Origin of the sequence: Streptosporangium sp. NPDC000509 (assembly GCF_042898365.1) — a bacterium.
Classification (GTDB): domain Bacteria; phylum Actinomycetota; class Actinomycetes; order Streptosporangiales; family Streptosporangiaceae; genus Streptosporangium.
Map to the genome: position 1 here is coordinate 1 of NZ_JBIAYX010000020.1, position 12869 is coordinate 12869.

Annotated in this window: 1 pseudogene; it reads left to right on the plus strand. The window is 71.1% G+C overall.

From position 1 onward, the window contains the following. Positions 1-156 precede the first annotated feature (156 nt). Positions 157-12831, plus strand: a pseudogene (locus ACFY3D_RS31840) (SDR family NAD(P)-dependent oxidoreductase); the annotation flags it as partial. Between the last annotated feature and the right edge of the window lie 38 nt (positions 12832-12869).

The window sequence follows — 12869 nt, forward strand, 5'->3', positions numbered from 1 at the left end:
CGTAATCGGTTGAACGCGGCGACCGGGCTGCGCCTGCCGGCGACGTTGGTGTTCGATTATCCGACTCCGGTGGTGTTGGCGGAGTTCCTGCTGGGAGAGCTGCTCGGCGAGCGAGCCGACGTGATCATTCCGACCACGCTCGCATCGGTCTCGGACGACCCCATCGTCATCGTGTCGATGGCATGCCGCTATCCGGGCGGAATCACGTCTCCGGAGGACCTGTGGCGGCTGGTCGACGAAGGCGGGGACGGGATCTCGTCGTTCCCGACGACGCGTGGCTGGGATCTGGCGGCGTTCTACAGCCCCGATCGGGAGAGCCGGGGGACCAGTTATGTGCGTGAGGGTGGGTTCCTGCACGAGGCCGGGGAGTTCGACCCCGGGTTCTTCGGGATCTCGCCGCGTGAGGCGCTGGCTATGGACCCGCAGCAGCGGTTGTTGCTGGAGACGTCGTGGGAGGCGGTCGAGCGGGCCGGGATCGACCCGCTCTCACTGCGCGGCAGCCGTACCGGCGTGTTCGCCGGGATCATGTACCACGACTACGCGTCCAGTGTGGAGCTGCCGCCGGAGGCGATGAGCTTCTTCGGCATCGGTAACGCCGGGAGCGTGCTGTCGGGGCGGATCTCGTACACGCTGGGACTGGAAGGTCCCGCGATGACGGTGGACACGGCGTGTTCATCGTCTCTCGTCACGATTCACCTGGCGGCGCAGGCGCTGCGCAGCGGTGAGTGCTCGCTGGCGCTGGCCGGTGGGGTGACGGTGATGGCGTCGCCGGGTGCGTTCATCGACTTCAGTGCGCAGGGCGGGCTGGCCGGTGACGGGCGCTGCAAGTCTTTCTCGGACGCGGCCGACGGGGTGAGCTGGGCCGAGGGCGCGGGCATGGTCGTGCTGGAGCGGCTGTCGGACGCCCGCCGCAACGGCCACGAGGTGCTCGCGGTGGTGCGCGGGTCGGCGGTGAACCAGGACGGCGCGTCGAACGGCCTGACCGCGCCGAACGGTCCGTCTCAGCAGCGGGTGATCCGCCAGGCCCTGGCCGGGGCGGGTTTGAAGCCCTCCGAGGTCGACGTGGTGGAAGGTCACGGCACCGGCACCACGCTGGGTGACCCGATCGAGGCGCAGGCGCTGCTGGCGACCTACGGTCAGGATCGGCCGGAGGATCGGCCGCTGCTGCTGGGTTCGATCAAGTCGAACATCGGTCACGCCCAGGCGGCTGCGGGTGTGGCGGGTGTGATGAAGATGGTGCTCGCGATGCGGCACGGGGTGCTGCCTCGGACGCTGCACGTGGACGCGCCGTCCTCGCACGTGGACTGGGCCTCGGGCGCGGTGAGGCTGCTGACCGAGCCGACGCGGTGGCCGCAGGTGGAGCGGCCGTGGCGGGCGGGGGTGTCCTCGTTCGGGATCAGCGGCACCAACGCGCATGTGATCATCGAGCAGTTCCCCGAGTCAGAAGCAGAGGAGCCGGAGGCTCCACAGGGCGAGGTCGAGCCGGACGTGGTGCCGGTGCTGGTGTCGGGAAGATCCGCGGGGGCGTTGCGGGCGCAGGCCGGGCGGTTGGCGTCGTTCCTGGAGGGTGAGCCTGATCTCGGTCTGGCCGATGTGGCGTTCTCGCTGGCGACGACGCGGTCGGCGTTCGATCATCGGGCGGTGGTGGTCGGCGACCGTGAGAGTGTTCTCGCCGGGTTGGGTGCGCTGGCCGAGGACCTGCCGGGTGCGGGTGTGGTGCGCGGGGTGGCAGCGGGCGAGCTGAAGCTGGCGGTGTTGTTCACCGGTCAGGGCAGTCAGCGGGCCGGGATGGGCCGGGAGTTGTACGACCGTTTCCCGGTGTTCGCTGAAGCCTTGGACGAGGTGTTCGCCGAGTTCGAGCCGCTGCTGGACGGGTCGTTGCGTGAGGTGGTGTTCGCCGAGCCGGGGTCGGTTGAGGCTGAGTTGCTGGATCGGACGGGGTGGGCGCAGCCTGCGTTGTTCGCGGTGGAGACGGCGCTGTTCCGGCTGGTGTCCTCGTGGGGGGTGCGGCCCGATGTGCTGGCCGGGCATTCGATCGGGGAGATCACGGCGGCGCATGTGGCCGGGGTGTTGTCGTTGCAGGACGCGTGTGCGTTGGTGGCGGGTCGGGCGCGGTTGATGCAGGGGTTGCCCGAGGGTGGGGCGATGGTGGCGGTCCAGGTCGCCGAGGAGCAGGTCGTCGACCTGTTGGCCGGGCGGGAGAAGGAGGTGTCGGTCGCGGCGGTGAACGGTCCCGCGTCGGTGGTGATCTCCGGCGTTGAGGAGGCGGTGCTGGAGGTGGCCGCCGCTCTGGAGGAGCGGGGGGTCAGGGCGAAGCGGTTGCGGGTGTCGCATGCGTTCCATTCGCCGTTGATGGACCCGATGCTGGAGGACTTCCGCACCCTGGCCAGGACACTGTCCTACGACCCGCCGCGAATCCCGGTGGTCTCGACCCTGACCGGGGAACCCACCACCGACGAGCAGCTGTGCTCGCCCGACTACTGGGTGGAGCAGGTCCGTGGCGCGGTCCGCTTCTCCGACGGCGTCCGCACCCTGCACGACCAGGGAGTACGCGCTTACCTGGAGCTGGGCCCCGACGGGGTGCTCACCGCGATGGCCGACGACACCCTGAGGGTGCTCGCCGATTCGGACGAGGCCGCCCGTTCCCAGGTGGCAGAGGACTCAGGCGCCCACCACCCCGCCACGGGCACGAACGCGGATGCGAATCCTCTGCTCGTATCGGTGCTGCGGAGAAACCGCGATGATCAGTCGGCGATCCTGACGGCGCTGGCCGAGCTGCACGTGCACGGGGTACCGCTCGACTGGCAGGCGGTGCTCGCGGGCGGGCGCCGGGTGGCGCTGCCGACCTATGCCTTCCAGCGTCAGCAGTTCTGGCCGACCGGTAAGCGCGCCGGGGACGCTCGTGGCCTGGGTCTGGCCGCGGCCGAGCATCCGCTGCTGGGCGCCGCCGTTCGCCTCGCCGACTCCGACGGCGTACTGCTGACCGGGCGGTTGTCGTCGCAGTCGCACCCGTGGCTGGCCGATCACGTCGTGGCCGGGATGGTGTTCTTCCCCGGTACCGGCTTCCTGGAGCTGGCGGTGCGGGCGGGTGACCAGGTCGGCTGCGACCTGGTGGAGGAGCTGACGCTGGCGACGCCGCTGGTGCTGGGTGAGGACGACGCGGTCGCGGTGCAGGTGTCGGTGGGTGCCCCGGACGAGTCGGGCAGGCGCGTGCTCGGCATCTATGCCCGCCCGGCCGAGGCCGAGGATCACGTGCCGTGGATCCGGCACGCCACCGGCACGCTGACGACCAGGGGCGAGGGCGACGGCCAGGCTGCCGCGTTCGACGCCACGGTGTGGCCCCCCGAGGGGGCGACCGCGATCGGGCTGGACGGGGTGTACGGCCGGCTCGCCGAGGGCGGACTCGCCTACGGGCCGGTGTTCCAAGGACTGAAAGCCGCCTGGCGCGGCCAGGACGGCGAGGTTTTCGCCGAGATCGCCCTGCCCGAGCAGGAGACGTCGAACGCGGCTTCGTTCGGGTTGCATCCGGCGCTGCTGGACGCGGCGTTGCACGCGGTGCCGTTCGCCGGGCTGGAGGCGGCCGAGGGCGGAAGGCTGCCGTTCTCCTGGAGCGACGTGAGTCTTCGCGCCGAAGGCGCGTCGGCGCTGCGCGTGCGGCTGGCCGTGACCGGCGCCGACTCCGTGTCGCTGACGGCGGTGGACGCCGTCGGCGCACCGGTGCTGTCGGCGCGCTCCCTGGTGCTGCGGCCGGTCTCGTCCGACCAGGTCGCCGCGGCCTCCCCCGACCGTGGGGTGGAGCGGGACTCGCTGTTCCGGCTGGACTGGGTCACCGTGCCGATGACGGTCTCCCCGGTGGACGCCGTGATCGGGTTGGAGGTGGCCGAGCTCACCGGCGACCTCGATTCGCTGGAACTGCCGTTCGGCAGGATGCCCGACCTGGTGACCGTCGAGATCGACACCGATGACTCCACGGACGTGGTGGAGGCGGCGCACGCGCTGACCACACGGGTTCTCGGCCTGCTTCAGCAGTGGCTGGCCGACGAGCGGTTCGGTGACTCGCGTCTGGTGTTCGTCACCCGGGGCGCGGTCGCGACCGATGACAGCGAGACCGTGTCGAACCCGGTCGCGGCCACCGTGTGGGGACTGGTCCGCAGCGCCGAGGCGGAAAACCCCGGCCGCTTCCTGCTGGCCGATGTGGAGGAGTACGAGACGGCCCTGTCCGCGCTGCCCGTCGTACTGGCTTCCGGTGAGCAGCAGGTGGCGGTGCGCGAGGGTGGGGTGCGGGTGCCGAGGTTGGCGTCGCTGACCTCGGGTGCGGGCCTGTTGCCTCCGGCCGGTGAGAAGGCGTGGCGGTTGGGCAGCCGGGCCAAGGGCAGCCTGGACGCGCTGGAGTTGCTTCCGTTCCCGCAGGCGGGCGAGCCGCTGGAGGCCGGACGGGTTCGGATGGCGGTGCACGCGGCGGGGGTGAACTTCCGTGACCTGCTGGACGGGTTGAACGCGCTGGGGTGGTTCCAGGACAGGGTCGGCCTGATGGGTGGCGAGGCCGCGGGCGTGGTGCTTGAGGTCGGTCCCGGCGTCGAGGACCTGCGGCCGGGGGATCGGGTGGTCGGCCTGGTCGAGGGCGGCTTCGGCCCGATGGCGATCACCAGCACCCAGGTCCGGGCGAAGATCCCCGACGGGATCTCCTTCGAGGGGGCCGCGACGATCCCGGTGACGTTCCTCACGGCCTTCTACGGGCTGATGGATCTGGCCCGGTTGCGGGCGGGGGAGCGGCTTTTGGTGCACGCCGGTACCGGTGGTGTGGGTATGGCGGCGATTCAGCTGGCCCAGCGGCTCGGGGTCGAGGTGTTCGCTACGGCCAGTCCGGCGAAGTGGGGCGTGCTGCGGTCGATGGGCATCCCGGATGATCACATCGCCTCGTCGCGGAGTGTGGAGTTCGAGGAGCGTTTCCGTGAGGTGTGTGGTGAGCGGGGCGTCGATGTGGTGCTCAATTCGTTGACGGGTGAGTTCATCGACGCCTCGGCGCGTCTGCTGCGTCCGGGGGGCCGGTTCGTGGAGATGGGCAAGCTCGACATTCGTGAGCAGGAGAGTTTCCCGGGGCTGGAGTATCACTGGTTCGATGTGATGGATGCCGGCTCTGAGCGGCTGGAGCGGATTCTCGCCGAGTTGATGGAGTTGTTCGCGGCCGGTGAGTTGCGGCCGTTGCCGGTGACGGCGTGGGATGTGCGCCGTGGCCGGGAGGCGTTCCGGTTCATGAGTCAGGCCAAGCACACCGGCAAGATCGTGCTGACCATGCCCCGGCGCTGGGACGCGCAGGGCACGGTGTTGATCACCGGCGGCACCGGCGGTCTGGGCGCGGAGCTGGCCCGGCACCTGGTGGCCGAGCACGACGTACGGCACCTGCTGTTGGTGAGTCGGCGAGGGCTCGACGCTCCGGGTGCGGTGGAGTTGCAGGCGGAGTTGATCGCGCACGGGGTCGAGGTCACCGTCGCGGCGTGTGACGTGGCCGACCGGGATCAGGTGGCCGAGGTGCTGGCCGAGGTGCCGGAGGAGCACCCGCTGACGGCGGTGATCCACACCGCGGGTGTGCTGGACGACGGGACGATCGCCTCGCTGACGCCGGAGCGGCTGGCCGGGGTGCTGCGGCCGAAGGTCGACGCCGCCTGGCACCTGCACGAGCTCACCCGCGACATGGACCTGGTGGAGTTCGTGGTGTTCTCGTCGGTGGCGGGAACGTTCGGCGGGGCGGGGCAGGGCAACTACGCGGCGGGCAACGCGTTCCTGGACGCGCTGGTCCAGCACCGGAGGGCTGCGGGACTGCCGGCGGTGTCGCTCGCCTGGGGCCCGTGGTCGCAGGACGTCGGGATGACGAGCCGGATGTCGCAGGCGGACGTGCAGCGGTGGGGCATGAGCGGCCTGCTGCCCATCTCACCCCCGCAGGGCATGGCGCTGTTCGACGCGGCCATCGGGTCCGGTGCGCCGGCGGTGGCCCCTGTCCGCCTGAACATGCCGGCGCTGCGGGCGCACACGGAGCTGCCGCCGATGCTGAGCGGGCTGCTTCCCGCCGCACGCCGCTCGACGGCCGCCGCCCCGCAGGTGCGGAGCAAACTGCCGCAGAGGCTGGCCTCGCTGGGGACCGCGGAACGCATCGAGGTCCTGCTGGACGTGGTGCGGACCGAGGTGGCGCTGGTGTTGGGGCACACCACACCGGACACGGTGGAGGTGCGGCGTGAGTTCCGCGAGCTGGGCTTCGACAGTCTCACCGTGATCGAACTGCGTAACCGGCTGAACGCGGCGACGGGTCTGCGCCTGTCGGCCACGCTGGTGTTCGACTATCCGACGCCGACCGTGCTGGCCAGACACCTGCTCGACGAGCTCATGGGCGCGCAGGCGGAGGTTCAGGAAACGGCGCCGTCGGTGCTGCCGCCGGTGGACGACGACCCGATCGTGATCGTGAGCATGGCCTGCCGCTTCCCGGGCGGGGTGAACTCCGCCGAGGATCTGTGGCGGCTGGTGGCCGAGGGCGGGGACGGGATCAGCGGATTCCCGACGACCCGCGACTGGGACCTCGACGGGTTGTACAACCCGGATCGGGAGAGCCGGGGGACCAGTTATGTGCGTGAGGGTGGGTTCCTGCACGAGGCCGGGGAGTTCGATCCGGGGTTCTTCGGGATCTCGCCGCGTGAGGCGCTCGCGATGGACCCGCAGCAGCGTCAGCTTCTTGAGGTCTCCTGGGAGGCGATCGAGCGGGCCGGAATCGACCCGGTCTCGCTGCATGGCAGCCGTACCGGTGTGTTCGCCGGGATGATGTACCACGACTACCGGTCGGGGCGCCTTGAGTTCCCCCCGGACGTGATGAGCTTCATGGGAACCGGCACCGCGGGAAGCGTGCTGTCCGGCCGGATCTCGTACACGCTGGGCCTGGAGGGTCCGGCGGTGACCGTGGACACCGCCTGTTCCTCCTCCCTGGTGTCGATCCACCTGGCGACGCAGGCGCTGCGCAGCGGTGAGTGCTCGCTCGCGGTGGCCGGTGGGGTGACGGTGATGGCGTCGCCGGGTGCGTTCATCGACTTCAGTGCGCAGGGCGGGCTGGCCGGCGACGGGCGCTGCAAGTCCTATTCGGACGCGGCCGACGGGGTGAGCTGGGCCGAGGGCGCGGGCATGGTCGTGCTGGAGCGGCTGTCGGACGCGCGCCGCAACGGTCACCAGGTGCTGGCGGTCGTGCGCGGGTCGGCGGTGAACCAGGACGGCGCGTCCAACGGTCTGACCGCGCCGAACGGTCCCTCGCAGCAGCGGGTGATCCGCCAGGCGCTCGCCGCCTCCGGGCTGTCGCCCGCCGAGGTCGACGCGGTGGAAGGGCACGGTACGGGGACGACGCTGGGTGACCCGATCGAGGCGCAGGCGCTGCTGGCGACCTACGGTCAGGACCGGCCGGAGGATCGGCCGCTGCTGCTGGGTTCGGTGAAGTCGAACATCGGTCACACCCAGGCCGCCGCCGGTGTCGCGGGTGTGATCAAGATGGTGATGGCTCTGCGGCACGGCGTGCTGCCTCGGACGCTGCACGTGGACGAGCCCTCCTCTCACGTGGACTGGTCTCTGGGGGCGGTGGAACTGCTGACCGAGACCACGCCCTGGCCGCAGACGGACCGTCCGTGGCGGGCGGGGGTGTCGTCGTTCGGGATCAGCGGCACCAACGCGCACATGATCCTGGAGCAGGGGCCGGAGGCACCGGAATCGCCGGAAGGAGAGGGTGGGGCTCCGGCCGCGGGTGTGGTGCCGTGGGTGGTGTCGGCCCGCACCGATCAGGCGTTGCGCGCGCAGGCCGGACGCATGGTCTCGTACGTGGACGGCGAGCCCGATCTGAGCCTCGGCGATGTGGCGTTCTCACTGGCCACGACGCGGTCGGCGTTCGAGCACCGGGCGGTGGTGGTCGCCGGGGACCGGGCCGACGCGCTGGCCGGGCTGCGGGCCGTTGCCGAGGACCTGCCGGGTGCGGGTGTGGTGCGCGGGGTGGCAGCGGGCGAGCTGAAGCTGGCGGTGTTGTTCACCGGCCAGGGCAGTCAGCGGGCCGGGATGGGCCGGGAGCTGTACGACCGGTTCCCGGTGTTCGCCGAGGCGCTGGACGCGGTGATCGCCGAGCTGGACCCGCTGCTTGAGGGGTCGTTGCGTGAGGTGCTGTTCGCCGAGCCGGGATCGGCCGAGGCGGAGGTGCTGGATCGGACCGGGTGGGCGCAGCCGGCTCTGTTCGCGGTGGAGACCGCGCTGTTCCGGCTGGTGGAGTCCTGGGAGGTGCGGCCGAACGTGCTGGCCGGGCACTCGGTCGGGGAGATCACGGCGGCTCATGTGGCCGGTGTGCTGTCGTTGCAGGACGCGTGTGCGTTGGTGGCGGCGCGGGCGCGGTTGATGCAGGCGTTGCCTGCCGGTGGGGCGATGGTGGCGGTCCAGGTCGCCGAGGAGCAGGTCGCCGAGCTGCTGGCCGGACGCGAGGGTGAGGTGTCGGTCGCGGCGGTGAACGGTCCCGCGTCGGTGGTGATCTCCGGCGTTGAGGAGGCGGTGCTTGAGGTGGCCGCCGCCTTGGAGGAGCGGGGGATCAGGACGAAGCGGTTGCGGGTGTCGCACGCGTTCCACTCGCCGCTGATGGACCCGATGCTGGAGGACTTCCGGGCGGTGGCCGGGTCGCTCACCTACGACCCGCCGCAGATCCCGATCGTGTCCACGTTGACCGGGCGGGCGGCCACGGCCGAGCAGCTGTGCTCGCCGGACTACTGGGTGGAGCAGGTCCGCGGCGCGGTCCGCTTCGCCGACGGCGTGCGCACCCTGCACGGCCAGGGTGTGCGGGCCTATTTGGAGCTGGGCCCCGACGGGGTGCTCACCGCGATGGCCGCCGACACCCTCGCCGCCGACGCGGAGGCGCACGAGTCGGAGGCCGTGCTCGTGCCGATGCTGCGCAGGGACCGCGACGAGCAGGTCACGTCCATGACGGCGCTCGCCGAACTGCACGTGCACGGGGTGGAGATCGACTGGAAGGCCGTCCTCCCCGGCGCTCGCCGGGTCGACCTGCCGACGTACGCCTTCCAGCACCAGCGGTTCTGGCCCAGGAGGGCGGGGACCGGCGTGGGCAACGTGGCCGCGGCCGGGTTGGCGACGGCCGGGCACCCGCTGCTGGGCGCCGCCGTGGGCCTCGCCGACTCCGACGGGGTGCTGCTGACCGGGCGGTTGTCGGTGCGATCGCACCCGTGGCTGGCCGATCACGTCGTGTCCGGATCGGTGATCTTCCCGGGTACCGGTTTCCTTGAGCTGGCGGTGCGGGCGGGTGACCAGGTCGGGTGTGACCTGGTGGAGGAGCTCACCCTGACGGCGCCGCTGGTGCTGGGTGAGAGCGACGCCGTCGCGGTGCAGGTGTGGGTGGGGGCCGCGCAGGAGACGGGTCACCGGAGCGTGAACGTCTACGCCCGGTCGGCCGAGGCGGCCGACGACGTGCCGTGGGTGCGGCACGCCACCGGCACGCTCGCGACCGGGGTTTCCGAGGCCGCGCCGTTCGACGCGGGGGTGTGGCCTCCGCAGGGCGCGACCGCCGTCGAGTTGGACGAGTTGTACGAGAACCTGGCCGCCGGAGGGTTCGCGTACGGCCCGGTCTTCCGGAATCTCCGCGCCGCCTGGCACGGCGCGGACGGAGAGGTGTTCGCCGAGGTCGCGCTGCCCGAGCAGGTCGGTGACGCCGGTTCGTTCGGGATGCATCCGGCGCTGCTGGACGCGGCGTTGCACGCGGTGCCGTTCGTCGGGCTGGAGCCGGTCAAGGGCGGCCGGATGCCGTTCTCCTGGGGTGAGGTGAGCCTGCGCGCGGCCGGCGCGTCGATGCTGCGGGTGCGGCTGGCCAGGACGGGCGACGATTCCGTGTCGCTGGCGGCCGTGGACGCCGCCGGGGAACCGGTGCTGTCGGCGCGGTCGCTGGTGCTGCGTCCGGTCACGTCCGACCAGTTCGCCGTCGACGGCGGTCGTGGCGTGGAGCGGGACGGGCTGTTCCGGGTGGAGTGGAGCACACTGCCTGAGACGTCGGAATCGACCACCGGGGTGAGCGTGGCCGAGACGACCGGAGACCTCGCTTCGCTGGATCCGGTGCCGGACGTGGTGATGTTCACCGTTGATTCCTCCGAGAACACCGGCGTGGTGGAGTCGGCGCACGCGGTGACGGCCGGGGTGCTGGATCTGCTGCGAGGGTGGCTGGCCGATGAGCGGTTCGCCGACTCGCGTTTGGTGGTGGTGACGCGGGGTGCGGTGGCCGCGGGTGAGGGTGAGGCGGTCGCCGATCTGGCGGCCGCGGGGGTGTGGGGGTTGGTGCGCTCCGCGCAGTCGGAGAATCCGGGCCGGTTCGTGCTGGTCGACGTCGACACGGAGGTGCCTCCCGCCTCGTTGGCCGCGGTGCTGGCTTCCGGTGAGCCGCAGGTTGCGGTGCGTGAGGGTGGGGTGCGGGTGCCGAGGTTGGCGTCGCTGACCTCGGGTGCGGGTCTGTTGCCTCCGTCGGGTACGCCGTGGCGGTTGGGCAGCCGGGCCAAGGGCAGCCTGGACGCGTTGGAGTTGCTGCCGTTCCCGCAGGCGGGCGAGCCGTTGGAGGCCGGTCAGGTTCGGATGGCGGTGCGTGCGGCGGGGGTGAACTTCCGTGACCTGCTGGACGGGTTGAACGCGCTGGGGTGGTTCCAGGACAAGGTCGGCCTGATGGGTGGCGAGGCCGCCGGTGTGGTGCTTGAGGTCGGCCAGGGGGTGGAGGACCTGCGCGTGGGTGACCGCGTGGTCGGTCTCACGGAGGGCGGTTTCGGTCCACTGGTCGTCGCCGAGGCGAAGACCTTGGCGAAGATTCCCGATGGGATCTCCTTCGAGGGGGCCGCGACGATCCCGGTGGTGTTCCTCACCACCTACTACGGGCTGATGGATCTGGCCCGGTTGCGGGAAGGCGAGCGGCTGCTCGTGCACGCGGGCACCGGTGGTGTGGGTATGGCGGCGATTCAGCTGGCGCAGCGGCTCGGGGTGGAGGTGTTCGCGACCGCGAGTCCGGCGAAGTGGGATGTGCTGCGGTCGATGGGCATCCCGGATGATCACATCGCCTCGTCGCGCACCCTGGAGTTCGAGGACCGCTTCCGGGAGGTCTGCGGTGAGCGGGGCGTCGACGTGGTGCTCAACTCGTTGACGGGTGAGTTCATCGACGCCTCGGCGCGCCTGCTGCGTCCGGGGGGCCGGTTCGTGGAGATGGGCAAGCTGGACATCCGTGAGCAGGAGAGCTTCCCGGGGTTGGAGTACCACTGGTTCGATGTGATGGACGCCGGCTCTGAGCGGCTGGAGCGGATTCTCGCCGAGTTGATGGAGCTGTTCGCGGCCGGTGAGTTGCGGCCGTTGCCGGTGACGGCGTGGGATGTGCGCCGGGGCCGGGAGGCGTTCCGGTTCATGAGCCAGGCGAAGCACACCGGCAAGATCGTATTGACCATGCCTCAGGTCTGGGACCCGGAGGGCACGGTGTTGATCACCGGTGGGACGGGTGGTCTGGGGGCGGAGGTCGCCCGGCATCTGGTGGCCGAGCACGGCATGCGGCACCTGCTGCTGGCCAGCCGCCGGGGCGCGGAGGCGGCCGGCGCGCGGGACTTGGAGCGTGAGCTGGCAGCGCGAGGCGCTCAGGTGACCGTGGCCGCCTGTGACGTGGCCGACCGGGGTCAGGTGGCCGCGCTGCTGGCGGGGGTTCCGGAGGAGCACCCGTTGACGGCGGTGATCCATACCGCGGGTGTGCTGGACGACGGGACGATCGCCTCGTTGACGCCGGAGCGGCTGGATGCGGTGCTGCGGCCGAAGGTGGACGCGGCGTGGCATCTGCACGAGCTGACCGAGGGCATGGATCTGGCCGGGTTCGTGGTGTTCTCCTCGCTCGCGGGGGTCATGGGCGGCGCGGGTCAGGGTAACTACGCGGCGGCGAACGCCTGGCTGGACGCGTTGACGGCGCGGCGCCGGGCGCAGGGATCGCCGGGGCTGTCGCTGGCCTGGGGACTGTGGGCGCAGACGACCGGGATCACCGAGGGTATGTCGCAGGCCGACGTGCAGCGGATGACCGCCGCCGGGCTGCCGCCGATCACCACCGAGCAGGGGCTGGCGCTGTTCGACGTGGCGATCGGGTCGGACTCACCACTCGTGATCCCGGTGCGGCTGAACCCGCCGACACTGCCGCAGGAGCAGGTGCCGCCGTTGTTCCGCGGCCTGGTGCGCGGTACCCGCCGTACGGCCGCCGCGCTCTCGGAGACCGGCGGTGCCGGCGCGGGCGCGGAACTGTCCCGGCGACTCGCCGACCTAGCCCACCCCAAGCGGATCCGCATGCTGATCGACCTGGTCCGCGCCCAGGCCGCCGCCGTACTCGGACACCCCGACTCCACGGCGGTGGAGGTACGGCGCGAGTTCCGCGAGCTGGGCTTCGACTCGCTGACCGCGATCGAGCTGCGCAACCGGCTCAACACCGCCACCGGGCTGCGGCTGCCCTCCACCCTCGTCTTCGACTACCCCACTCCCACCGTGCTCGCCGAACATCTCCTCGCGGAGATCGCTCCCGGAGAGACCGAGGTCGCGAAGCCCTCGTTGCTGGAGGACCTCGACCGGTTCGAGGCCGCCCTTTCCGAGGACACGATGGACGAAATCACTCGGAACGGCATCGCGACCCGGCTTCGGCAGCTGCTGGGGAAGGTGAGCGGCAGCGGCGCAGGAACTAGTGAAATCGCTGTCGCAGACATGCTCGAATCAGCGAGTGCCGAGGACCTTCTCGGCATCATCGAAAGCGAACTGGGTCACTTGAAAGAACTGTGATCCCGGCTCGCCTCGGAGTACTTCGGAGGTACGCGCCG